The 25,402-nt window shown below is 46.1% G+C and carries 17 protein-coding genes; 9 read left to right on the top strand and 8 right to left on the bottom strand.

The features are described 5' to 3' along the window. Positions 1–903 precede the first annotated feature (903 nt). Positions 904–1,338 carry a GNAT family N-acetyltransferase gene (locus AAA939_RS02365; RefSeq protein ID WP_338208717.1) on the bottom strand — a complete coding sequence of 145 codons (435 nt, stop codon included), beginning with the start codon at positions 1,336–1,338 and terminating at the stop codon, positions 904–906. 177 nt (positions 1,339–1,515) lie between these two features. Here AAA939_RS02365 and AAA939_RS02360 point away from each other — a divergent pair, with 177 nt between their 5' ends. Continuing rightward, on the top strand, positions 1,516–3,669 hold the full coding sequence (locus tag AAA939_RS02360) for an LTA synthase family protein (protein ID WP_338230440.1): 2,154 nt from the start codon (positions 1,516–1,518) through the stop codon (positions 3,667–3,669). Between the two features lie 443 nt (positions 3,670–4,112). Beyond that, positions 4,113–5,906, top strand: coding sequence for a glycerophosphoryl diester phosphodiesterase membrane domain-containing protein (locus AAA939_RS02355; protein ID WP_338208713.1), 1,794 nt, complete (start codon positions 4,113–4,115; stop codon positions 5,904–5,906). Positions 5,907–5,987: 81 nt separating this feature from the next. Here AAA939_RS02355 and AAA939_RS02350 read toward each other — a convergent pair whose 3' ends face one another. Continuing rightward, positions 5,988–6,992: an NAD(P)/FAD-dependent oxidoreductase gene (locus AAA939_RS02350; protein WP_338208711.1), complete on the bottom strand. Its 1,005-nt coding sequence runs from the start codon at positions 6,990–6,992 to the stop codon at positions 5,988–5,990. Between the two features lie 118 nt (positions 6,993–7,110). Here AAA939_RS02350 and AAA939_RS02345 point away from each other — a divergent pair, with 118 nt between their 5' ends. Both AAA939_RS02345 and AAA939_RS02340 read left to right on the top strand, forming a co-directional pair. Next, on the top strand, positions 7,111–7,881 hold the full coding sequence (locus tag AAA939_RS02345) for an alpha/beta hydrolase (protein ID WP_338225913.1): 771 nt from the start codon (positions 7,111–7,113) through the stop codon (positions 7,879–7,881). A gap of 725 nt (positions 7,882–8,606) precedes the next feature. Next, positions 8,607–8,828: a hypothetical protein gene (locus tag AAA939_RS02340; RefSeq protein WP_057707953.1), complete on the top strand. Its 222-nt coding sequence runs from the start codon at positions 8,607–8,609 to the stop codon at positions 8,826–8,828. A 122-nt stretch (positions 8,829–8,950) separates the two neighbouring features. Here AAA939_RS02340 and AAA939_RS02335 read toward each other — a convergent pair whose 3' ends face one another. Continuing rightward, on the bottom strand, positions 8,951–9,835 hold the full coding sequence (locus AAA939_RS02335; RefSeq protein ID WP_338208708.1) for a polyphosphate kinase 2 family protein: 885 nt from the start codon (positions 9,833–9,835) through the stop codon (positions 8,951–8,953). Positions 9,836–10,090: 255 nt separating this feature from the next. On the opposite strand from AAA939_RS02335, the gene AAA939_RS02330 reads away from it, so the two are divergent. Beyond that, complete coding sequence (locus AAA939_RS02330) at positions 10,091–11,047, top strand: nucleoside hydrolase (RefSeq protein WP_338208706.1); 957 nt, start codon at positions 10,091–10,093, stop codon at positions 11,045–11,047. A gap of 127 nt (positions 11,048–11,174) precedes the next feature. Next, complete coding sequence (locus AAA939_RS02325; RefSeq protein WP_338230438.1) at positions 11,175–12,038, top strand: ribonuclease H family protein; 864 nt, start codon at positions 11,175–11,177, stop codon at positions 12,036–12,038. A gap of 141 nt (positions 12,039–12,179) precedes the next feature. Here the strand turns inward: AAA939_RS02325 and AAA939_RS02320 are convergent, their stop codons facing one another. Beyond that, the gene (locus AAA939_RS02320; protein ID WP_338209866.1) at positions 12,180–13,565 is read right to left on the bottom strand and encodes a DHA2 family efflux MFS transporter permease subunit; all 1,386 of its coding nucleotides are present in this window, start codon (positions 13,563–13,565) and stop codon (positions 12,180–12,182) included. 157 nt (positions 13,566–13,722) lie between these two features. Between AAA939_RS02320 and AAA939_RS02315 the strand changes: the two genes are divergently transcribed. Then, entirely contained in the window at positions 13,723–14,181 is a 459-nt protein-coding gene (locus tag AAA939_RS02315; protein ID WP_338209864.1) for a MarR family winged helix-turn-helix transcriptional regulator, read from the top strand. A 186-nt stretch (positions 14,182–14,367) separates the two neighbouring features. Here AAA939_RS02315 and AAA939_RS02310 read toward each other — a convergent pair whose 3' ends face one another. The 3 genes from AAA939_RS02310 to AAA939_RS02300 form a co-directional block, all read right to left on the bottom strand. Continuing rightward, positions 14,368–15,138, bottom strand: coding sequence for a Cof-type HAD-IIB family hydrolase (locus AAA939_RS02310; protein WP_338209862.1), 771 nt, complete (start codon positions 15,136–15,138; stop codon positions 14,368–14,370). Positions 15,139–15,156: 18 nt separating this feature from the next. Next, on the bottom strand, positions 15,157–16,095 hold the full coding sequence (locus AAA939_RS02305) for a LacI family DNA-binding transcriptional regulator (protein WP_338230436.1): 939 nt from the start codon (positions 16,093–16,095) through the stop codon (positions 15,157–15,159). A 159-nt stretch (positions 16,096–16,254) separates the two neighbouring features. Then, positions 16,255–17,274: a Gfo/Idh/MocA family oxidoreductase gene (locus AAA939_RS02300; protein WP_338209859.1), complete on the bottom strand. Its 1,020-nt coding sequence runs from the start codon at positions 17,272–17,274 to the stop codon at positions 16,255–16,257. Between the two features lie 196 nt (positions 17,275–17,470). Between AAA939_RS02300 and AAA939_RS02295 the strand changes: the two genes are divergently transcribed. Beyond that, positions 17,471–19,477, top strand: coding sequence for a Na+/H+ antiporter (locus tag AAA939_RS02295; protein WP_338209857.1), 2,007 nt, complete (start codon positions 17,471–17,473; stop codon positions 19,475–19,477). Between the two features lie 126 nt (positions 19,478–19,603). Here AAA939_RS02295 and AAA939_RS02290 read toward each other — a convergent pair whose 3' ends face one another. Beyond that, positions 19,604–24,565, bottom strand: coding sequence for a SpaA isopeptide-forming pilin-related protein (locus AAA939_RS02290; RefSeq protein WP_338209855.1), 4,962 nt, complete (start codon positions 24,563–24,565; stop codon positions 19,604–19,606). Between the two features lie 270 nt (positions 24,566–24,835). Between AAA939_RS02290 and AAA939_RS02285 the strand changes: the two genes are divergently transcribed. Further along, entirely contained in the window at positions 24,836–25,390 is a 555-nt protein-coding gene (locus tag AAA939_RS02285; protein ID WP_338209853.1) for a cysteine hydrolase family protein, read from the top strand. Positions 25,391–25,402: the final 12 nt, after the last annotated feature.

Below are 25,402 nucleotides of genomic sequence, written 5' to 3'. Positions count from 1 at the left end.
TCACCGCTATTTACCAAACTACTTTTTGTTAACATCATAACGACAATAACCTCAGACCGGCACCACCGCTACTTTAACAAAGTTAACAATATACCCAACCGTTCGCAGTGGTATACCAATAGGCTTGCTTAGATAGTTTTGCAAACAAATTCGCCCGTTAACAAAAAAATAGAGAGTGGGCCAAAAGACGGTTAGTTTGCGAGCATTAACGTGAAAGTAGCGATTATTCCTGGGTTTGGAATAGTCGCTACTTTCGGGTTAAGCGGAACAAACTGCCTTTTGGCCCACGTTTCGACCATAGCAATATGGAAAAGCCAACCAGAAAATTTCTGATTGACTTTTTGAATTTTATTTCTATCTCTACTTCTAACTAACTTTATTCTATAACCTAAAGATTGAAAGTACTGGAACTAGTTTAATTGCGGCCATGGCACCGCTTATCGTTAGGAATCAAGCATTTTTCATCGCTGCGCCTGCAGAATCCTTGAGCCATAGGGTCGGCTACAGACAAAGAACGGTCTTTCAAGTCGCCCCGCACTGTAACCTGGCAAAACCGCCAGCTAACAGTGCCGACATGGCTCGCTGACTCTGCCGACTACGCTAAGATTGCTTTAAAACAAACCGGTTAAGTTTGATAGCAATCTCAACATAGCTGCAGGTCGTCCGTGACAAATCTGCCATGAGTGTGGCGTTAATCGGTGTTTTTCCGATTTACACCACCGACACCTTGAGAGACGCGCTTTTTCGGCTCTCAAGTGAGGTTCATGACCGCTTTTTGGCATGAACCGGTCGCCACGGCAGATGAAATCACGGACGACCGGAAGCGAGAAACTTAATAAACTTATTGGTACTAACGGTGCCTATAGTAGTTAATTAGTAATCATTTTCGTCTTGCATCTTCACTTATAGCGAATACTGCATCGCTTGGTGCTTCAAACCAGCTTCCATAAAGATGGGGCCCACTGCTTTAAACCCTAACTTTGCGTAAAACTGCTGGGCGGTCACTTGAGCACCTAGTTCCAGCTGCTGATAACCTTGCGCCTTAGCATCACTGATCATCCGTTTAATCAACGCACCCGCGTACCCGTGTCCCCGCGCGGACTTCAGGGTCGCCACCCGCTGGATATGTAACGTGGTCGCATCGTTAGGCGTCATCCGGGCCGTGGCGACGGCGCGTCCTTGGTCATCGTATAAGACATAGTGCCACGTTGCGGACGTGACCGTATCTAATTCTAGGTTAGGGTCAATGCCCTGTTCTTTAATAAAAACCGCTTTACGAATCATGATTGCATCCGCATAGACGGTCGAATTCGTTTGATTACTTTGCTTAATCTCCATACCTTTAACCCACCTCGTAATGAAATTGAGCTTAACCGTTTTACGTGCTAACGTCAACTAACCATTTAACGCATTCTTAAAAATGTTAGCGATTGCGAGGTGATGACTTATGTTAAAATGATTTGATGACTGCTATTTGAGTCATATCCAAATTTCTCGCAAATGAGGTCTTTACACATGCTTACCAAACTCCGTCAACACCTCAATACGCGGATTGGTTTCTTTTGGTTGCTCGTTATTTTATTTTGGGCCAAAACACTCTTTGCGTATTTAGCTGAATTTTCATTAGGCGTTTCGGATATCCTGCAAGTCTTCTTGATGCTAGTCAATCCAATTGCTATTACGGTGTTTCTCTTTAGTTTAGCGTTCTACATTCGTAAAACTGGTTACTACTACTACATCCTCTTATTGATCGATGCTTTAGATACCGTTTTACTGTATGCCAACGTCATCTACTACCGCGAATTCACTGACTTTATGACCGTCAGTACCATTACCGGCTACTCTAAAGTTAATCAGGGTTTAACCGGTTCCTCGCTGGCACTGACCAATTGGTACGACTTCATTTATTGGGCTGATATTTTAATTCTACTGGCCCTATTCGTCTTTCATCGGATCAAACACAACGACCGACCGATTCCCAAGCGAACCGCTTTTGCCTTCACTTCAGTGGCCATCGCCGGCTTCGGGTTGAACCTGACCCTTGCAGAATCCAATCGTCCACAGCTGTTAACGCGGACTTTTGACCGTAACTACATTGTCAAATACTTGGGACTTGATGCCTTCACGATTTACGACGGGATCAAGGATGAGCAAACCAACCACCAACGCGCCAGCGCAAAGAAGTCTGAGCTGGACACCGTCAAAGAATTCACGGAATCACACTACGCCGCCCCGAACGCGAAAATGTACGGTATCGCCAAGGGCAAAAACGTGATCGTGATTCACTTGGAAAGCTTCCAGCAATTTCTCATTGATAAAAAAATCAATGGTAAGGAAGTCACGCCATTCTTGAATAAGCTCTACCACAGTAATTCGACTTATTCATTTAAAAACTTTTTCCATCAAGTTGGCCAAGGTAAAACCAGTGATGCCGAAAACATGTTGGAAACGAGTACTTATGGCCTATCGACCGGGTCACTGTTCTCACAGCTAGGCTCAGACAATACGTTCCAGGCGGCCCCCGCAATCTTGAATCAACGGGCCAAGTACTCCTCCGCCGTTTTCCACGGGAACGTGGCTAGTTTTTGGAATCGGAATAACACTTATAAGAACATGGGTTATCAGTACTTCTTCGACGCCAGTTACTTTGATACGACTGGTGACAAATCGACCGGGTACGGGTTGAAGGATAAGTTACTCTTCAAAAACTCCGTTGAATACCTAGAACGGCTGCAACAACCGTTCTACGTTAAGTACATTACGGTCACCAACCACTTCCCATTCACGATGGATAAAGAGGATACTGATTTTAAGACGACCGATACTAGTGATTCCGCCATCAACGGCTATTTCCAAACTGCCCACTACTTAGACCAATCAGTTCACGAATTCTATAACTACCTGAAAAAAGCCGGCCTGTTAAAGAATTCAATGATTGTCTTGTATGGGGATCACTACGGTCTCTCCAACAGTGAGAACGAAACGTTAGCGCCAATTTTAGGCAAGTCAGCTAGCGACTGGAGCTCGTACGACAACGCCCAGTTACAGCGGGTCCCATTCATGGTCAACATTCCCGGAACGACCGGGGGTAAAATTGAATCAACGTACGGTGGCGAAATTGACGTCTTGCCAACCATCCTGCATTTACTAGGAATTTCTAGCAAACGCTACATTCAATTTGGGACCGACCTATTCTCTAAGGGTCACGATCAAACGGTCGCGTTCCGAAACCGCGACTTTGTTACACCTAAGTACACCGTTCTAAATGATAAAATTTATAGTAACGAGACGGGTGAACAAGTCGACGCGACGGAAGCAGTCCAAAAACAGGTCGATGCTGATCAGAAAAAAGTTAATAAGGAACTGAGCCTCTCAGACTCCTTAAACAACAAGAACTTATTGCGTTTCTACACACCAAAGGGCTTCAAAAAAGTCGACGCGGCGAAGTACAACTACGCTGACGGCCTTGAAAAGGAAATCGAACTTCAGAACAATCTGAAGAACGGTTCCACTAGCCTCTACTCGAAGAACGGCAACAAGTCGACTGAATCGTTGTACCGCACGGATGCACCAGAAGATAGTCATAAGAAGACTGATTCCACCCGGATCAAGATTACCAATCCTGATGACAACGATACTTCAGCTACTTCTAGCAGTAGTTCCAAATAAATAATCTAAAAACATTTCAACACCTTAGATTGAAAGTCCCTCGCGGAATTTATTCTGCGGGGGACTTTTATTTTGTTATCCTAAGTCCTTGCTCGCTCCGTCGAGCAGAATAGTACTTAATTATTATGGACTATATTTATTAGATCATCGGAGGCTGTCACTGATAGCATCGGTCGTGATGGTGGCGTTGAGGTGGTGATTTTTCCACCTTTACACCACGGACGGTCTGAAACAGTTGCGCACTTTGCAACTGTTTCAGGCGAGGGGCAAGACGCTCTTCAGGCTTGACCCGGTCCCACGACCGCATGTTATCAGTGACAGCCGGACTAAGTTTATAAATAACTAATTTTCCACCTTTCAGCCGCTAGCTTCTAAGATTGATAATCCGCTCAACCGTAGTTAATGCTAAACTATAAATAAATCTATTTAAGGGGGCTCAATCAATGGGCGCTTGGCGTTTTTGGTGGGATGGTACCCGCCGCTTTTGGAAAAACTGGGGCAGTTATGTCGCTTTGATTTTTGGCACGAACTTAGTCATCAGCTACCTCGCAATCCCGTTCTTCAACTGGGCACTGGAACTACTGCTCAAATCACAAGGGGTCACGTACGTTTCCTATACGAACCTTGGCCATATTATCATCCGCTACCCGTTAGCGGCAATCGGCATGCTAATTATTTTACTCGCTATTATTATCCTAGTTTACTGGCAATTTGCTTTTCTACTACTTGGTATCATGAACATCTTTCGGGGACGGCCGAAAACCGTGGTCGCCGTTCTTCGGGATACCTTTTCTAGTCTCCACGATACGTCGATTAGTACCTTTCTATTTTTCATCGGCTACTTCATTGTCATCTTACCGTTTGGAAGCTTCATCTTCACAACCCCACTTCTAAACAAGGCCAAGATTCCAGCGTTCATCGTCAGCTACCTACTGGATAATCCGTGGATGGCAGTTGGCCTGGCAATCTTCTATCTGGGAGCCGGTTACATCGGGATTCGGTTAATCACGTTGTTGCCCCTGATGATCATCGACCAGTTACCGTGGCGAACGGCCGTGGCGCGTAGTTGGTCTCAAACGCGTCACAAAACACTACGCTACCTCTGGTACATGCTCGTTATCTTAATTATGGTCATGCTAGTGGTTTCATTACTTTACGCCGCTATCTACGCCGCCCAACTGGCACTAGATAAAACGGCTTGGGCCATGGCGGCGGCTACCGTTAACTTATTCATCATGGAAAGTGTCACCGAAATCATCATCTGCTACACGACGGCCATCTTTATGATGCTGATCATCGCTTGTTACCGACAAGACTTTACGATTCTCCGACAACGGCCTTTCCACTTTAACGAAGCGCCCCGTTTGCGACGCTTCACACGCAGTAGCGTCATCGTCGGACTAGTCTTTGCTAGCGGCCTGCTGGTGGCTTTTAACCTCATCTATTTGAACGGGCTAGCGATTACCAAGCCACTGATTATTTCCCACCGGGGTGTCGACGACGGCAACGGCGTTCAAAATACGATTCCCGCACTCGTTAAAACGAGTAAGTTGCATCCCGATTACGTCGAAATGGACGTTCAAGTCACGAAGGATCATCAATTTGTCGTGATGCACGATCCAAACTTAAAAACGTTAGCGGGCATTAAAAAGAAGCCCGGAAAATTAACACTTAAACAGTTGGAAAAAATCACGGTTCGTGAAAACGGCTATGCAGCTAAGATTCCAAGTTTTGATGCTTATCTAAAGGCCGCCCATCAGCACCACCAAAAGCTGTTGGTCGAAATTAAAACCAGTTCGGTCTACACCCGTGCGGATACGCAACGCTTTATTGACCGTTATGGCAAAACGCTGCTCGCCAACCATGACCAAGTTCACACGCTGAGCTACCGCGTCATGAGTGACTTGAAGCGGTTGGATAAGCAACAATTCGTGAGCTACATTTTGCCGTATAACTTAACGTTCCCACATACCAACGCCAACGGCTACACCATGGAAGTGACAACGCTCAACGATCACTTCGTGGATAAAGCTGAGCGTTACCATAAGGCTGTTTACGCTTGGGACATCGATGATACTGATCAAATGGATCAGATGATGTTCATGGGCGTCACCGCGGTTATTACGGACAACCTTCATGAAATGCAGACGGAGGCTAAGACCAACACTGAAAATCCTAGTTACGCGAAGTTACTGTTGACCTTTATGAACGAACTTAGCCTAACAAGTAACGACTAGTTATTTCTAGGACTACCCGCTTCCACTAAAAAAGGGTCCTTATCATCAGCAATTAACTGATGACAAGGACCCTTTTTTAGGCTAATGGTGCGCGTTTTTCTCAAATAAGGTCGTACTGTGTAACGGACTGCGGCGTTCTGGATATAGCCGCATCATTAACTGGTTGACCGCATTCGGCGCTTCACCGAAGCCGCTGGCAATTAAGCCTAATTTCCCAGGATAAGTCACCGTATCCCCAATGGCCGTAATTCCGGGAATATCCGTATTCATCTCGGTATCCACGTCAAACAAATGGTTCGTCATGGTTGGCACAACGTCCCAATTTCGAATGACCTTATTATCCGCGATAAACCCATAATTGACGATCAAATCATCCACGGCTAACGTTTCTTCCGCGGTTCCCCGGACTTCTTTCATGCTCAAGTTAAGCTGCCCCGATGGTGTTTTAGCGAGTGCCTTAATCAAAAATGGGGTCTTGATTTCAACGGACGACGCCTTCAACAGGTCAACACTGTGTTCCATGCCCCGGAACTGATTACGCCGGTGCATGATGTACACTTTTTTAGCTACCTTTTCCAACATCAAAGCCATGTCGATTGCTGAATCACCACCACCAGCAACTAACACCGTTTGGTCCTTAAACTTATCCAGACTAGGAATATGATAAAATAGCTGGCTACCTTCAAAGTCACCGGCATTATCAACGGCTAAGCGCCGGGGTTCAAAGGCCCCACTCCCAGTTGCGACAATAATGGCCTTCGTATGCGAAACCGTCCCGTTGACGGTTGTAACGGTAAAGTCCCCCATCGCACCACTCACATTGACTACCGCACTGCTTAACGCGACATCAATTGGGAACTGTTTCATCTGGCTCGCCAATTGGCTAACTAAATCGGTCGCTTTAATCGCTGGGTACCCCGCAACGTCGTGAATCATTTTTTCCGGGTAAAGGGCTTGGACTTGCCCACCCAACGTTGGAAGACTTTCTAATAACTGGACCCGCGCATTGCGCATCCCTGCATAAAAGGCTGCAAACATCCCAACGGGACCGCCGCCAATAATGGTCAAATCATATTCTGCACTCATGCTTTCACTACTTCCTAATCGTTTATTCGTTGGCTTAATTTTAGAGGATTCACTAAGGTTTTGCAAAACCAAATTCCCAATTTTCATTTATAATGGGTTTAGAAAGGAAAGTGATCGTGTGCGACGCACTAAAATCATAACTTGTATGGCAGTCGTCAGTGCGGCCGTTGTCACCCTGAGCGGTGCTTATTGGCAGTGGCGCTTGACGCCATTAAAACACGTTCAAGTCCAATCAACTAACGTTCCGACCGTCTTCGTTGCTGGAGACTACGCGAAGGCCTTCTCGACTAACGGTTTCGTTCATCGACTGAGTGCGACCCACCTAATGACCCGCGCCTTGATGGTGCACGTTGCTAAAAACGGGCACATCTCCGTTAAACAGTTCGCGCCACTACGGCACAACCCGACTATCCAAGTCGTTTTTGCGGATAATCACCATTCCAAACGGCAAGCACGGCAATTGGCGACCGTTATGCACTTACTTAATCAGCGCTACCACGTTCGGCAATTCAATGCGGTTGGCCATTCATCCGGGGGCAACATCATATTCGACTACCTAACCGCCAATCACCAGGACGCTCAGCCCCACATCCAGCGCTTCGTGTCCATCGGCACCAACTATCCGGACGCCGAGCCGCAGCTTAAACGCTTGCCGCAACAAACTAAGATTCTAAACATCGCCGGCAAAATTTGGCGAACATCCGGTGACGGAGAAGTTCAGTTAAAGGGCATCCTTGCCTTTAGCGAGTTATTGACCGCTCACCATTTTGAAGTTCAAACTAAGATCATTCACGGCAATCCGCTGCGGACCGAACACTCAATGCTCCATATCAACCCAACCGTTGACGCCCAACTAGTTTCTTTTTTGTACGGTACTTCGAATTCTTAAACTACAATCATATTTTTATCGACAGCTGCGTAAGATCAACTTGATCTTGCGTAGCTATTTTTATCCCTAATTAAAGATTGAAAAGTCTAAAATCGTTATCAACACCATAACAGTAACAATATTCATTTCTAAATTATCCGCTCCGTCGGGTAGCCCTGGTGTGCTATGGGGGGGGACGGTCCCAGCCAAAGTGCGGTCTGCTCCCTCAATTCCAAGCCGATAACCCACGTCTTCGAATCGCCCCGCAAGATTGGCAGATAAGAAAAACCTGCCAATCTTGCCGACACAGCACGCCAAGGCTACCCGGCTGCGCTCAAAACAATCTTACTATTGTGATTTAGATAATCGGAGGTTGTCACTGATGATATCGGTCGTGAAGGTGGCTTTTGACCGGTGAATTTCCGGTCTTAGGCCACGGACGGTCCGGGACAATTGCGATTTTTGCAAGTGTTCCGGGCGAGGGCCTAGACCGCTTTCCAGGCTAGGCCCGGTCCCACGACCGCATGTCATCAGCGGCAACCGGACTAACTCACAAGTAGTTAATGTGTATTAGTCTTTCGCCTTCTAAATGCTGTCACCCGCTAGCCCTCACGTTTGACTACCTGACAAACGATTATTGCGGCTAAACCATCCCACGCTAACAATGTTAGATTAACCTCGTTCGCCACTCCCAACGGCCATCCCGTTGTCTTTGACGCGAATTCATTTTAAAGATGGTGATAAGTATGACTTCACGGCCCATTTCAAATCGGCAATTTCAACGTTTTACGACAACAACGCAAGCGACCACACACGTTCGTCACAATCAGCGTGCAGCCAGCAACTTGGCCCAGACTGATCAAAAACAACGCGTTTTGCGGCAACACCATACGCTGGTATTACAAAAAAGCGATCACCACGTTTTACGTGGCAATCGCAGTATGACCCTGACGACTAAGCATCACTAAATTGATGCTACGTCAGTTTAAGTTCGGTTAAACGACGCTCTTTCAATCAGAACATCTTTAACTGAACTTTTTTGATACCTGACTAACTTGTTTAAGAATCTAAACTAACTATTTAAAGCCAGCTAATCCTTTTCGTGATCTAACTTATTAAGGGCCCGCTTCAAAACATCTTGCGCGTCAGCATCTAACGATGGGTAAGCTAAGGGTAATTCTCCCATCCGCTGATTGATGATCTCCGAAACGCAGAGGCGCGAGTACCACTTACTATCAGACGGAATCACATACCACGGCACCGATTTTGACGCCGTTTGCGTAATTGCATATTCATAGACCCGTTGGTAGTCATCCCAGTATTTCCGTTCCCGGACATCGGCCGCTGAGAACTTCCAATTGTGACTTGGAATTTCAATCCGGCGAATAAACCGTTGCTTCTGTTCCGCTTTCGACATGTGGAGGAAGAATTTCAATACCAGGTACCCGTTACGTTGCAAGTATTCTTCAAAATATTTCAAATCTTCAAACCGTTGCTCAAAGAAGGCGTCGTCCACTTGTTCTGGCTTTTGAATATCACCGATATGGGCGTTCAGAATAATCTCTGGGTGCACGCGGCTAACCAAAACGTCTTCGTAATAGGACCGGTTAAAAATACCAATCATCCCCCGCTTCGGGACTTGATCGTGGATGCGCCATAGGTAATCATGGGCGAGTTCGCGACTACTTGGTTGTTTAAACGACGTCACTTGGCAGCCTTGCGGATTGACCCCGCTCATGATGTGCGCAATCATACTATCTTTGCCCGCAGCATCCATGGCTTGAAAAATAATCAAGACGCCACGCCGATCCTGCGCGTACAATTTGCCCTGTAACTCCGTTAATTGCTTAATATTTTTCGCAATCTCAGTTTTAATGGCCTTTTCATCCGCGTACTTTTCATCCGGAGTCGTCGCTAATTTTGTTAGCCCTAGCGTTTTCTTACCCGTATAACGATATTCTTTTTCAAAATTCACGTGTCTGACTTCCCTTCATCACCGATTGATTATTGGCCTAGCCAATTAATCAATTTACTTTGACTGTAAGTATAAGGCAGCGATTACATTTTGACCAGTCATTCCCTTACTTCATAATCCGAACAATTGCCAGTTTTATCCGCTTGGTAATTCGCAGTCAACCGTTGTCACGGGCGTCTGAAACGTTTACAATTAAATCATAGTTCTACCAAGGTCACCGATACGGTGAATACCTAATCAGGGAGGATGTTACTCATGGCAAAACGCAAAATGATTTTAGACTTGGATACGGGGATCGACGACGCACTAGCAATTGCTTACGCGGTCGGCGCTCCCGACGTTGATTTAATTGGGATCATTAGTTCATACGGTAACGTGGTCGTTCCACAAGCGGCCGACAATAGTTTACGGATTTTGGAATTACTTGGCGCAACCGATGTTCCAGTCTTTCTAGGTGAACCACACTCCAGTACGACTGAACATTTCGACGTCATGGCGATTTCACAACAGATTCACGGAAAAAACGGGATTGGTGAAGTGGATTTGCCAACACCTAAACGTGCCGTTGAAACGCAGTCCGGCGTAGACTTCTTAATTGACGCCGTTCACCAGTATGGTGCCGACCTCACGTTAGTGCCAACCGGTCCATTAACCAACTTAGCCGCAGCGCTCAAAAAAGCACCGGATATTGCGACAACAATCGGTAACGTCACTCTCATGGGTGGTGCCCTGACAGTTCCCGGTAACGTCAGTCATTTTGCCGAAGCTAACATCAACCAAGACGCAGAAGCAGCTAACGACGTCTTCACCAGTGACTTAAACTTGACCATGGTCGGATTGGACGTCACGTTACGGACCTTGTTGACCAAGCACGAAACGCAACAATGGCGTGATTTGAAGACCACTGCGGGCGCTAAATTCGCTGACATCGTCGATTACTACATTGCCGCTTACGAAGTCACCAGTCCCGATTTACACGGCTGTGCCTTACACGATCCATTAGCCGTCGGGGTTGCCTTAGACCCTAGCTTCGTCACTACTTTAGACCTCAACATGTTCGTTGAAGCAGAAGGTGTGGACTACGGGCGAACAATTGGTGACCCGGCCCGGCTTAACGACCCAACCAACGTGACGGTCGCCTTAACGGTGGATAAAGATCGTTACTTGAAGACCTTTATGACCTACTTAACCACCCTCTTTAAAAAGAATTAACATCACTATTTAAAAACAAAATAACACCGTCCCACCGTCAAAATTTGGCTAGTGGGACGGTGTTATTTTTACCTCAAGCGCCAAACGTGGTAAATTGAATTAAAACGATTTGAAAGTAGGCATAACAATGGCACAAAAATATTACGCCGTTCGGCAAGGAAAACAGCCGGGCATCTACCGGACCTGGGCAGAAACGCAACAACAGGTCTCTGGTTTCTCACAAGCTCAATACAAGAGTTTTGCCACTGAGGCGGAAGCACAAGCCTTCATGCAAGGCAAAACGACAACGCCGACCAAGAAGTCACGTGCTAGCCACACACACACCACGGTCCCTACAAAGCCCATAAAGGCAGACATCACGGTCTACACTGACGGTGGCTCACGTAATACGGGGAACGTTGCGGGTGGCCACGTCAGACACGAGGACCGGGCGGCCTGGGCTTACCGCATTGAACTCAGCGACCAACTGGCAACCGATTCCGGCGGCGAATGGGGCGCAACCAACAACCGGATGGAAATCATGGCCTTTTTACGCGCGTTGGAACAGTTACAGAAGTTGGGCCAAACCAACGCACAGATTCTATTCGTATTAGACTCACAATACGTCCTGAACGCTGTTACTAAGGGTTGGCTTGCCGGATGGAAACGGCGCGGTTGGAAACGCAGTGCCGGTCCCCTAGTTAACGCCGAGCTTTGGCAACAAGTTGATCAACTACTGCCTCAATTTAGCCACCTGAATTTCAACTGGACAAAGGGCCACGCCACCAACCAAGGCAACGTCTTTGTTGACCACCTACTAAACCAAACGATGGATCACATGGTTCCCGGCCAGGCTGCGCCAACAACGACGGCGACGGTCACTGCTCATACCAGTACGCCTAGTACCCCTGCTCCTAAAAATCCAGCTCAACCGGCCGACCCCGCCGTCGCCAAGAAGTCCGTTGACGCCATTCGGAAAATGTTGCGGGACGCCGGACTTAACCAGGATTAGCCGCTTCGGCTGTTGAGCCAATTTAAAATTTCTATCGCGTTCAAGCATAAAAAAACTCGCCCCTGCTTAAAACAGAGACGAGTTTTTTTTAGTTACCATCCACATTATTTTTAGTAACTATCTCATGTTCTGAAAAATCAATCATGCTTGACGAGTCCGCATCGCATTAATTAACGCCACCAAATTCAACAAGACCAAGACGAGTAAGACCCCCACAGCCACCGCTGATCCCAGTGCGGTTCGCTGGGCATTACTGCCACTGGCCTGCGTTTGGACTAGGGTGATGACCGCCGAAACGATCGATGTCCCCGTCGCCCCCGCAAATTGTTGTAAGGTATTAAAGACCGCATTACCGTCAGCTTGCTGATTGACATTTAACTGACTCAAACCACTTGTCATCGTATTTCCCATCGTCAGTCCCATGCCGACCATAAAGATAATATACAACACTAAGATGAGTGCACCCGTTAAGTGCAACCCGAACACCGTAAACAAGGCCATTGCCAGTGCAAGAATTGTACTCCCGGTTAAAATTGGTTTTGCGGCACCAAAGGAATCCAAAATCCGTCCCCCTAGCGGCGCAAAAATCGCCCCAATTGCCGCCCCGGGTAAAACAAATAAGCCAGCTAATAAGGCTGATTTGCCATTAACCAACTGAATGTAGTTCGGCAAGATAAAGGCTAAGCCCAATGCATTAATCTGAATTAAGAAGAACCCTAGCAAGTGCCAATCAAATGAACGCGTTTTAAAAATCGTTAGCTTAATCAATGGTTGCTTTGAGCGCCGGGTAAACCAAATGAACGCCGCTAGTCCGAGTAATCCCAAGACTAGCCACCCAATCACTAACCACGGTTGCGTCCCTAATTGTTGTAAATGACTAAAGGCCATCGTAAATCCAACAAAGACGACCACAATTGCCAGCCATCCCGCAACGTCGAATCCAGCTTTAACCGTGGGGGCCGCTTGCCGAATTGAAAACAACCCCAGCAGCAATGACACGACTAGTAACGGCAATAGTAAAATAAAAATCCAATGCCAACCAAGACTGCTGACAACAAGGCCGCCAAATGTCGGTCCTAAAGCGGGGGCAATGGCGGTGATTAACGTCCCAATCCCCATTAAAGTCCCCCGCTGCTGGTCAGGCGTCCAATCCAAAATGATATTGAACATCAGCGGTAACGCGATCCCCGTCCCTAGCCCTTGAATAATCCGCCCTAACACCAACATCGAAAAGTTACCAGCAATGGCGTCAATTACTAACCCAGCGATAAATAACAAGTTCGCCGTCACAAACAACGTCCGTGTTCGAAAGCGCCGTTTTAAAAATGACGAAATCGGAACGATCATCGAAACGACCAGTAAATAGGCCGTGGTCATCCACTGTACCGTGGCCGTATCAATATTGAATTGTCGCATCAAGACTGGGAACGTGATATTCATTGCCGTTTCAACAATTACCCCGCAAAACGACAGCAACCCGGTTGCCACGATTGCGAGAATTAATTTTAAGTCAACTTTTTTTGTCATAATTCAACCCCTAACAGTTAGTAGTTCTAATACGAACTAATTAACTAGTATAGCACACTCATTTAAAATTTAAAGGGTTATCTTACGTTGACTTGCCAGACTAGTTTACCTATAATTCACATTAGTTAAATAACGAACTATCAAGGAGGAAGCAATCATGGAACGTTCTATCGGGATTGCTATCAAAAAAGCCAATAACGCCTTATCTCGTGATTCAGATCATTTTGCCAAACAATTAGGATTGACTGGCATGCAAATCAGCACGATCAACTTCATTGCGGCCCACGAAACTACTCAAGATATTTTCCAACGGGATTTAGAACATGAATTTAATATCCGCAAAGCAACGGCTTCCAGCTTAGTGACGACTATGGTTGCCAAAGACCTTTTAATTCGCGTCCCCGCCACCAACGACGCCCGTTACAAGCGCCTGTTGCTAACGCCAAATGCACGCCAACTGGCCACTAAAATTGAAGCCTTCTTTGAAACTAGTGAACGTCGCATCCAGAACTTACTCGGTCCCGCCTTCGAATCGACCTACACTCAGTTAACACAAATTAGTACGGACTTTACCGCAAAAGCAACTGAGCAAAAGAGTGGGCCAAAAGGCGATTAGTTCGCGAGCGTTAAACGGAGCAAATTGCCTTTTGGGCCACGTTTCAACCATAAAAACTTGGAAAAGCCGTTCAGAAATTAAACTATTTCTGAACGACTTTTTGTTTAAAGCATAATTTTAGTGCCAAACTTTACTTTTAAACTGCTGATTATGGCTGACGTCGCCGTTCTCAAAAAAACGCTTCGCCTAAATCCAGCCAACCCGTTTCAAACCATTGGCAATCCCATCGTGGTCACAATCGGTGGTCGTTAGGTCGGCCAACGCCTTAATCTCAGGTGCGGCATTTCCCATTGCAATCCCAGTGCCCGCACTCTGTAGCATTTCGCGGTCATTTTGATTGTCCCCAAAGGCGACCACGTTTGCGGGTGCGACGTTGAGGGCAGCCGCCAGTTTCGCAATACCCTGGGCCTTGGAGCCCACCTTAGGAATCACGTCGACCCCACACTCGTGGAACCGAACGAATGAGAATTCGTCAGGATGTGGCAATTTGGCGTCCACCGCTTTAGGATAAAACATCATCGCTTGGTAAACGTCGTGGTGCAAATAATAATCTGGCGCATAGTCTAATTCTGGCGCTTTAAACGTGTTGAGTACCGAATCGGTCAGCTCAGACGGTTTCGTGTGAATATGTAACCCGTCCAGCGATTCAACCACAATATCGACGGACTGCTGGTCGGCGGCGTGAATCAGCTTGGCCAAATTTTCACGTGACAAGGTGTGTTGATGCACCTGTTTACGATCCGCAAAAGCTGCCGAACCGTTGCATAAAACGTAGTCGCTTAAATCCAACGCCTCAATAACGGGCCGCGCCATGGCTAAGTTCCGTCCAGTAGCGATTGCCACGTGGATCTGATTATCCTTTAACGCTTGAATGCTGGCAATCGTGCTGGGCAACAACTGCTTTTTACTATTTAATAACGTATCATCAATATCGAACACTGCTAATCTTGCGACCATGTTTCATTTGCCTCCAACTTACCGTTTAATAAAATCTGATTTAATTAATTCATGGGTGTGACTCGTTCCGATGGCTAATCGAAACGCCGCTTGCCCTAAAGCTTCCAAGTGGTGATCAATCGTTGAAAAGTGCAACAACCGACTCGAAAGTAAGTTTTCCTGTCCAATGACTTGAATCGGTGGCTGGTGCTGATCCACAAAGTACTGGTGGACGCCCGCGCCAATGTCATCCCCATTTGAGAAGATGGCATCAACTGGATGTTCAGCTTTGGCAAAGTACGCACCGGCCCGATAGCCGTCGTCGTATGTGACCGCGCCCGTAAATAAATTGGCATCCGTGAGTTGACCGTAGACTTCCTGATAAGCGCTCCGCGTCACCCGGGTACTAGCACTAATCACGTTATTGCGACTAAGGACAACGCCCATCGTTTGATAGCCTTGTGCCTGGGCCCACTTAAGCGCGTACACGTAGGAAGCCATCCGGTCCGTAAACGCCGCGGCCAGTTGCCGGTCATCGCCAGGATCTTCACAACAAACGATTTGCCCATACTTGCGATAACGCTCCAACGTATCCAACGAACTACTCCGCGAGGTGAAAATCAACGCGTCGTACGCTTTCCCCCGCAACTGTTCCAAATAGTGCCGTTCAATGGTCATATCGTAGTTCGTCGGTAGCAGCGTGATTTTATACCCCGCTGAAAATCCAGCCCCAACAATGCCGTCAATAACCCGTGCAAAATACGGATGGTTCGCGTATGGTAATACGACCCCAATCGTCTTGGTTTGACCATTACTCAAATCGCGTGCGACCCGGTTAGGGACATAATCCAACTGTTGCATAATTGCTTCAATCTTTGCCCGTTTATCATCGGCCACGTACTTCTGATGATTAATCACCCGCGAGACCGTTGAAACTGAACAACCTGATAACCGCGCAATGTCATGAATATTCGTCACAACAACCGCTCCCCCTTCTTTTTATCATTCCATAACAAAACCTGGAACGTTTCATAAAATTACCATAGTTTATGAAACCGGTCCCAGGTCAAGCGTTTTTTACCCATTAATTAAATTATCGACCAGAATCGGTCATTTTTCCCAGTCAGAAACTAACACTTAACGCCGGCACTGTTTAATACCGGTCGCTAACATTTGAATCTGTAACAACGTTTCGTCATCCTTGACGACTTTAGGCCGACCATTCACGATGGTTTCATAAAGGTCCTCGTAAACCCGTGAGTAATCTCCAACTTCAGAGACCACTTTTTCTTCATGATACTGACCCGCGTCGTCCATGTACGTCAGCGTGCCGTAATTTTCCGGTTGGTCAACACCAAAGTCCGCGTGGTCGGGCATGTAGAACCGCTTTAAATCAGTTTCTTGGCGGTCCTTGTCAGCTTTGACGAACATTCCCTTTTTCCCGTAAACCACAAAACTAGGCCGCGGTTTGATGCGGAAGTAACTCGATTTAACGGAGACTTTCAACGCACCGTAATAAAGATCAATGTCGAAATAGTCGTTCATCCGGTCGGCACCCAGCAACTGGCGAACGTCGTAGTGAACGTCATCGGGATGTCCAAAGTAAGCAATGACTTGGTCTAAGGTGTGGCACGCATGCCCGTATAAGTAACTAGTGTCCAATGAAAAATGGGCCACGTTGGTGGGAACTTCCGGCCGGAAATAGTCAAAATGCATTTCGACTTCTAATAAATCACCGAGTTGACCACCCGCAATGACTTTTTGCATGGTCAAATAATCCGAGTCATACCGTCGATTTTGGTAACATTCGACTAATAAATTTTTCTGTTTAGCTAAATCAAATAGTTCCTTAGCTTCCGCGACGGTTTCGGTAAATGGCTTTTCTACCAGCGCATTTTTACCATGATTTAAAACGTCCTTAGCAAGGCTAAAGTGCGTTTTGCTGGGTGTTGAGACAACCACTAGTTGAATCTCCGGATCATTATAAATATCATTGATATCCGTCGTGTAATGAACCCCGTCGATTGGCGTCCAATCCTGACGTCCAGAACGTGAATAGATGGTCTTAACTTTGATTTTATCCTTAAGCTTTAATGCAAATGGTAAGTGGTAACGGTTAGCACTCTTGCCGTTACCGATGTAGGCGATCGTTAACATATTGATTATTTCCCCCAGTATAAGTTGATAAGTTAATTATACGGTGTTACCGTCACAAACCAAATGATTTCACTTAACTTAGTCGGTTTCGATTACTCGTCAGTAATTATTGGCCAATTCACTGTGCAGATGATTTCTTGTCATTCCAAAGTGGAGTAAAATTAAATAAACTAACTAATCAAGGGGGAAGCTTGGCGTGCAAACTGTCTTTTTAGTGCTATTACTCATCGCTGCCGTTGTTGCAGCTAACGCCGTCTATGCCCGTTTTAACCAGGTTCCAGTTGCCTTTTTACAAATTGGTGCGGGCTTATTATTATCTTTAATTCCACTTTATCAAAACTTTGAATTGGAACCCGAAATCTTTCTTTTCGTCATCATTTCAGTTCTCATGTTTAACGATGGTCAAAATACCAGTATCCGTAAGCTCAGCCGTAATTTTGGCACGACCTTATCCCTGGCAGTCGTGTTAGCGATGGTGACCATCCTCATCGTTGGGGGCACGACTCATCTATTGATGCCACAATTTTCACTAGCGCTGGCACTCGCGCTTGGTGCGATCATTACGCCGACCGACGCCGTTGCCGTTTCGTCAATCACGACTAAGGTTGCCGTTCCAAGCCGGGTGATGGATACCTTGGAAAATGAATCACTCTTCAACGACGCATCCGGCATCGTTGCGTTTAACTTGGCCATCGCATCGTTAATTACCGGGCAATTTTCCGTATGGCACGGAATCGGTAACTTTTTCTACGTCTTTGTCGGCGGGATTTTAGTCGGTTTATTGCTTGGCTACGTTATTGTGGCGGGACGAATTATGCTGATCAATATGCGCGTTGATACGCCTTCCGTAATCGTGCCCTACACACTACTGACCCCCTTCGTCGTTTACTTTTTGGCTGAAGGCATTGGTGTTTCTGGCATTCTAGCGGTCGTCGCCACTGGATTGATTCACGGCATCCAGTCCGAACGGTTACGTTTAACGACTTCCCGGTTACAGATTGTCATGACCACAACTTGGTCGATCGTAGCCAGTATCTTGAACGGAATCGTTTTCGTCCTGTTAGGCGTCTCGTTACCAAGCGTGATCAGTCATCTACAACAACGCGACACTGGTTCCGTTACGGTCCTGATTGGCCTCGGAATCTTGCTCTACGTTTTAATGACCTTCGTTCGTTTCTTGTGGTTGCGGTTTGACCTAGCCAGAATTCGGGCATGGAGCGACCACGAAAAGACGCGCAACGCCTTTGTAGTGGCCCTAAGTGGTGTCCATGGAACCATTACACTAGCCATGGCCTTTTCACTCCCCCTGACCTTAAACGGGGCCGCCTTTCCTTACCGCAACGATATTATCTTCATAGCAGCAGTCGTCATTCTGACGAGCTTGTTGGTGCCAACAATTTGGTTGCCACTGACCTTACCAAAACAAGTTGAAAAAGTGACCGAAGCTGAACTAGCAACGGCTAAGTCAGAAATGGTCGCCGACGCCATCACAATGCTACAAAACAGTCACAGCGATAACCCGACAACCAGCCAAGTCACCATGATTTTAGAGGGACAACGGGCCTTAGACGGACGCCCCAAACGTTCACAGCTGACTGAATTATTTGATCAGGCCTATACGATTGAACAGCAGACCATTGATCAAATGATCGCACGGGGTGAATTGTCAGATGAATTGGGCGAACGCTACATGCAATTTGCTAGTAACACCCGGATGCATAACCAACGAACTTTCTGGCAACGATTCGGCTTCTTCTTTAAATTCATGATTGTTGGTAAATGGTCGCGAAGTCACAAAGCCCGCGCACGCCGCAAGGAACTTCGTAAGTACAAACCGCAAGCTGGTGAAACCCGTGAACAGATAACTGCTCGCAAGCTAGAGATGTGGACGCAACTCCAAACGGTTGAACAACAACCTTATACGGCGGTCCGTCAATTTCTGACGAGTCACGCGACCCCGGACAACCAGCAAGCCATTGGGATTGTTCGGCGGGCCTACGATGAACGCCACCGTCGCCTATCTGGAAACCGAGATTCTCAGAAAAATCAAAATGAGCTGTTGATTGAAGCGTTCCAATTAGAGTACAACTTTATTCAAAGCCAAATCAGCACTAAAAAATACAGTGCTGAACTAGGAAACCAACTCTACGAACAAATTTCAACCGACCAACTCGTGTATTTACAGTCCGTCAACGCAGATTAATTTTGCTTAACCACTCGTCAAACTGGCGAATGGTTTTTATTTCAAAAAATAAAGTGCCCCATAATTGTTAGAATTGCTCGTCTAACAATTATGGGGCACTTCAATCCCTAATGGACTGTTTTTGAACTAAGCGCGTTGGCGCCGAATTCCAAACCAGCCAGCTAATGAAAACATTAGCCAACCAATTACCATTAGCCAAACTGATTCAGATTCATCAGTTTGTGGCAATGTTTGCGCAGTTTTATGCGGCGTTGTTTTAGGCGTCACATTTATCTGGGCCACCGCTGGCGTGACTGTAACAGTCACTGCGGTTGGTTTCATAGGTGTTTTTGGTTCTTCCGGTGTTGTCGGAATTACCGGTTTCGTCGGCGTCTTCGGTTCTTCTGGTGTTGTCGGAATTACCGGTTTCGTCGGCGTCTTTGGTTCTTCCGGTGTTGTTGGAATTACCGGCGTTGTTGGAATTACCGGTTTCGTCGGCGTCTTCGGTTCTTCCGGTGTTGTCGGAATTACCGGTTTCGTCGGCGTTGTCGGGATTACCGTGTTCGCTACCGTTTGTTCCTGGTTAGCCACTTCAGCGGAAATCACAATCTCTTGTGAGGTCGTACTGATTTGGTAACCAGCAGGTGCAGTTGTTTCAACTAAGGCATACGTGCCAAGGGCTAAATTATCAAAAACAAGTTGGCCGTTGGCATCGGTCGTACCTTTTGCTGCCACATTACCTGACGCATCCTTCAATTCAAAGGTCGCACCAGCTAGCTTGGCACCAGTCGCACGATCAACTTTGGTAATGGTTAATTGACCCTTAATTGCATCATCCGCAACTATTTGTGTCTGGTTAACCGCTTCAGTGGAAATCACAATTGCTTGTGACTTAGCACTGATTTGATAATCAGCAGGCGCAGCTGTTTCAACTAAGGTGTACGTCCCTAAAGCCAAATTCTTAAAAGTGAGTTGGCCGTTGGCATCGGTCGTGCCTTTTGCTGCTAAGTTACCCGCTGCATCCTTCAATTCAAAGGTTGCATCAGCTAATTTGGCTCCAGTCTCACGATCAACTTTGGTAATGGTTAATTGACCCTTAATTGCATCATCCGCAACTATTTGTGTCTGGTTAACCGCTTCAGTGGAAATCACAATTGCTTGTGACTTAGCACTGATTTGATAACCAGCAGGCGCAGCTGTTTCAACTAAGGTGTACGTCCCTAACGCTAAGTCCTTAAAATTAAGTTGGCCGTTAGTATCGGTCGTACCTTTTGCTGCCACGTTACCTGACGCATCCTTCAATTCAAAGGTTGCACCAGCTAACTTAGCTCCAGTCGCACGATCAACTTTGGTAATCGTTAGCCGACCCTTAATCGCATCATCCGCAACTGCTTGTTCCTGGTTAGCTTGTTCAGCGGAAATCACAATTTCTTGTGATTTTGCACTAAGTTGATAACCAGCAGGTGCAGTTGTTTCAACTAATTGATACGTTCCTAAGGCTAAATTCTTAAAGATAAGTTGGCCGTTGGCATCAGTCATACCTGTTGCTACTAAGTTACCCGCTGCATCCTTCAATTCAAAGGTCGCACCGGCCAACTTGGCATCAGTCACACGATCAACTTTGGTAATCGTTAGCTGACCCTTAATCGCATCATCCGCAACTGTTTGTGTCTGGTCAGGACTATCTGCGGAAATCACAATTGCTTGTGATTTCGTATTAAGTCGATAACCAGCAGGCGCAGACGTTTCAACTAAGGTGTACGTACCTAAGGCTAAGTCCTTAAAGGTGAGTTGACCATTAGCATCAGTCGTACCCGTTACCACGTTACCTGACGCGTCCTTCAATTCAAAGGTCGCACCAGCTAATTTGGCTCCAGTCACGCTATCAACTTTGGTAATGGTTAACTGGCCCTTAATCGCATCATCTGCAACTGTTTGTTCCTGGTTAGCTTGTTCATCGGAAATCACAATTGCTTGTGACTTAGCACTGATTTGATAACCAGCTGGCGCAGTTGTTTCAACCAAGGTGTATGTGCCAAGGGATAAATCACCAAAAACAAGTTGGCCATTGGCATCAGTTGTACCTGTTGCCACGTTACCCGCTGCATCCTTTAATTCAAAGGTCGCACCAGCTAATTTGGTTCCAGTCACACTATCAATCTTAGCAATCGTTAGTTGACCCTTAATCGCATCATCCGTAACTGTTTGTGTCTGGTCAAGACTATCTGCGGAAATCACAATTGCTTGTGACTTAGCACTGATTTGATAACCAGCTGGCGCAGACGTTTCGACTAAAGTGTACGTGCCTAAGGCTAAATTCTTAAAGGTGAGTTGACCATTAACATCCGTCGTACCAGTTTCTACCACTTTACCCGCTGCATCCTTCAATTCAAAGGTCGCACCAGCTAACTTAGCACCAGTTACGCTATCAACTTTGGTAATGGTTAATTGACCTTTAATCGCATCATCCGCGACTGTTTGGGTCTGGTCAGGACTATCTGCGGAAATCACAATTGCTTGTGATTTCGTATTAAGTCGATAACCAGCAGGCGCAGACGTTTCAACTAAGGTGTACGTGCCAAGGGCTAAATTATCAAAAACAAGTTGGCCATTGGCATCAGTCGTCCCAGTTACCACGTTACCTGACGCATCCTTCAATTCAAAGATCGCACCAGCTAGCTTAGTACCAGTTACGCTATCAACTTTGATCACCTTTAGACTGCCTTTAATCTCAGCATCCGTAAATGTCACTGTTTGATTGTTAACTTGACTATCTAAAGTAACGTTCTTAATGTCAGAATTCACGGTATAGCCTACAGGTGCTTTAGTTTCTTGGACCTGATAAGTACCTTGTTTTAGATTAGCAAATACAACTTGACCATTCTCGTCAGTTGTTTGCTCATCAACCTGCTTACCATCAGCATCCGTCAGTTTAAAGATTGCACCAGCTAACTTATGACCAGACTCATCAGTCTTATTGACTGTAATCGTCCGATAAGTGTTCGTTAGCGTAACCGTATTGCCGGCCGTAGCTTGACTGGCTTCATAGCCATCCAATGCAGATTCCTGCACCGTGTAGACATAAAGAGTGCCTTTAGCGTCACTAGTTAGCAAGTTATCGAATGACCCTTGATAATTATTTTCAGGCGTCAAAGTTAAAGTTTGTGTAGTTGGATTACCATTCAGGTACAAGGTCACTGTGACATTTGGTGTCGCTTTCGGAGCGTTGACCCAAACTTTCTTAACCGCCAAACTAGTCGTTGGAATTGGATCATCAGAAACTGTTTGTGTAACGCGATTGGTAACAACACCGTCAACCGTCGCTGTTTCATCATTAATCTCAATTGGATGTGCAGATTTATCTAACAAGTAACCTTCAGGCGCAGCTGTTTCAACCAATGAATACTTCCCGGCAGCCAAGTTCGCAAACACCACTTGACCATTTTTGTCTGTCTTTAAACCAGTTTGCAAAACAACACCAGCAGCTGTTTGTAATTCATAAACAGCATCCGGTACTGCAGCCTTGGTTGTACTATCAGTCTTATAAACAATCAGATCATAAGTCTTCCAATCTGCTGAACCTTCAGCACCATAATGATATGAAGGGTTCGAAGTAACAGTTGGTCCAGGGGTAGTCCCACTACCATCACCATTACCATCGCCGTCACCAGGAGTGGTAGTTCCGCCATCTCCCGGATCAGTCGTACCGGCTGGTGTATAGGTGGCACTTGCATTGTTAGCATAGGTCTGGTCAGGCTCAACTGAAACCGCATAATACATATTAATAGCGGTTTTAATGTTTCCCAATTGGATGGTCATCTGGTTGCCATCTGTTGTCACACTTATAGATGAGGCTGTATCATCAGCAGGTGTAAATTTATTATCTTTAAAACTGTACTTACCCAGTGTTTTTTCCCTAACGAATCCTTTATCACCATAGTAACCACTTTCAAAGGTAACATTATTATCATCAGCATCACCGTGTGTCTGGTACTGTCCCAGTTGATCAACAACCGTAACATTATTCCACGCTTCACTACCAATATTTACAACTACTTGCCATTCCATGCCAATTACTGTATCTGCACTATCTTTGATTGGCCATCCAATTTTATTGATCTTGGCATTATCATCGCCACTAATAATATCTTTCCCAGTCACATTAAATTTGAAGGTTCCTTGCCGACTAGACACATTATTTAACTCAAAATAATTGTTAAAAGTCAGTGTCCCAGTTTGATCCCCAGCTTTAGCTGAAAAAGAGCCAATTGCTTGACCATCACTGTTCTTCACGTCGAACGTTGTATTGGGCGTAAATAATATATGACTTGGCAGAGACAAAGTCGCCGTATCGCCGGCTTTGACTGGTACACCATCATCAATCGACCATTTATAGCTCGCAATGTACCCCTCATAAAGACTGAGCACATCATTTCCGTTATAGACGTTACCCTTACTATCCGTCACAGTAGCGCCATCCGCTGAGATCCCTTTAACTGCGAACTCAGCTTGGGCTGCCAAAGCAGCGAGGTTACTGTAGCTTAATTTCATTAAACTAGCTTTGGGTAAAATATTAAGCGACCCTTTTTGACTAGTCGTGACGGGCGAATATTGTTGCGTCACCGTCTGTTGCTTACTATTTTCAGCATTATCTGATTTAGCTTTAGTTTGCACTTTAACCGAATCACTTTTGCTATCCTGAGGTGCGGAACTACTGCTGGAAGATTGTTCCTTATCCAACGTATCAGACGAAGTTGAAGTTGAGCTTGCAGCACTGCTACTAGAAGAGCTCGCTTTACCCGTCGTATCGGATGAAGTTGAACTCGAGTTTGCAGAACTGCTGCTCTGGCTAGCCGACACTGGCGTTGAAGAACTGCTTGACGTTGCACTACTTTTAGTAGAACTACGCGTTGACAGAACAACTTTTTTTGCTGGCGTCGTTGACTTTTCACTTGAAACTGATGCTGCATCGACAGTTGATTCAGCGGTAGTTGTGGCCGTTGAATCTGCTTTAGCGGCGGTGGCGTTAGTTGCCAACAAAGTCAGCAACGTTGCCGTCCCCGCTAAAAAAGCTTTAAAGCGTTGATTCGTATTATTTAATTTCATCATTTTCCCTCCCTTCTATAATGAGATTGAAGGTTAAGGTCAATTGGAGGTTAACCTAACTAACCAATTATAATCCAATTTGCATGAGCATAACAATGATTGAAATAGAATATTGTCAATCCAATCAACTGTTATTTTGACGACCACATCCGGAAAACCCGTTTACAGGATGTCCAAACAGTTGACAAGTTCTGAACCAACTTATACATTGAGGACTAAGAAAACCCAACTGGGGATTTTCTATCTCAGTGTGACCACTTAGGAGGATTTTTTATGCCAACGAAACAAGCCTTACTAATCATCGATTACACCAATGACTTTGTCGCTGACCAAGGCGCGCTTACTTGTGGACAACCGGGGCAACTGCTCGCAACGCCCATTGTAACGCTAGCCGACCAAATGCGTACGGCGGGTGACTGGGTCCTATTGCCAACCGACGTCCACACGCCCAACGATCCGTATCATCCCGAAAGCAAGCTATTTCCGCCCCATAACGTTCGTAACACTTGGGGACGTGAGCTATACGGGCCTTTAAAAGACTGGTACGCCGAACACCAAAGTGAAGCAACCGTTTGGCAATTCGACAAGACCCGTTACAGTTCGTTTGCTGGAACCGATCTTGACCTGCGTTTACGGGAACGCCACGTTGACACCCTGCACTTAGTTGGGGTCTGCACAGATATTTGTGTTTTACATACCGCCGTCGACGCCTATAACTTAGGCTATCAACTCGTTATCCATGAAAATGCCGTTGCGAGTTTTGACGCCGCCGGACACGACTGGGCACTGCGCCACTTTAAGAACACGCTCGGAGCCACCATCGTTTAAGGCTAAATAAAA

The organism is Lactiplantibacillus paraxiangfangensis, from assembly GCF_036246185.1.
Lineage (GTDB): Bacteria > Bacillota > Bacilli > Lactobacillales > Lactobacillaceae > Lactiplantibacillus > Lactiplantibacillus paraxiangfangensis.
Note: the sequence above shows the minus strand (reverse complement) of the source record. Positions and strands in the feature narration are given on the sequence as shown.

Bases quoted from the DNA above. Each gene is read 5' to 3' on its own strand.
- AAA939_RS02365 (WP_338208717.1), bottom strand. From the start codon at position 1,338: ATGGAGATTAAGCAAAGTAATCAAACGAATTCGACCGTCTATGCGGAT.
- AAA939_RS02360 (WP_338230440.1), top strand. From the start codon at position 1,516: ATGCTTACCAAACTCCGTCAACACCTCAATACGCGGATTGGTTTCTTT.
- AAA939_RS02355 (WP_338208713.1), top strand. From the start codon at position 4,113: ATGGGCGCTTGGCGTTTTTGGTGGGATGGTACCCGCCGCTTTTGGAAA.
- AAA939_RS02350 (WP_338208711.1), bottom strand. From the start codon at position 6,992: ATGAGTGCAGAATATGATTTGACCATTATTGGCGGCGGTCCCGTTGGG.
- AAA939_RS02340 (WP_057707953.1), top strand. From the start codon at position 8,607: ATGACTTCACGGCCCATTTCAAATCGGCAATTTCAACGTTTTACGACA.
- AAA939_RS02330 (WP_338208706.1), top strand. From the start codon at position 10,091: ATGGCAAAACGCAAAATGATTTTAGACTTGGATACGGGGATCGACGAC.
- AAA939_RS02325 (WP_338230438.1), top strand. From the start codon at position 11,175: ATGGCACAAAAATATTACGCCGTTCGGCAAGGAAAACAGCCGGGCATC.
- AAA939_RS02320 (WP_338209866.1), bottom strand. From the start codon at position 13,565: ATGACAAAAAAAGTTGACTTAAAATTAATTCTCGCAATCGTGGCAACC.
- AAA939_RS02315 (WP_338209864.1), top strand. From the start codon at position 13,723: ATGGAACGTTCTATCGGGATTGCTATCAAAAAAGCCAATAACGCCTTA.
- AAA939_RS02310 (WP_338209862.1), bottom strand. From the start codon at position 15,138: ATGGTCGCAAGATTAGCAGTGTTCGATATTGATGATACGTTATTAAAT.
- AAA939_RS02300 (WP_338209859.1), bottom strand. From the start codon at position 17,274: ATGTTAACGATCGCCTACATCGGTAACGGCAAGAGTGCTAACCGTTAC.
- AAA939_RS02290 (WP_338209855.1), bottom strand. From the start codon at position 24,565: ATGATGAAATTAAATAATACGAATCAACGCTTTAAAGCTTTTTTAGCG.
- AAA939_RS02285 (WP_338209853.1), top strand. From the start codon at position 24,836: ATGCCAACGAAACAAGCCTTACTAATCATCGATTACACCAATGACTTT.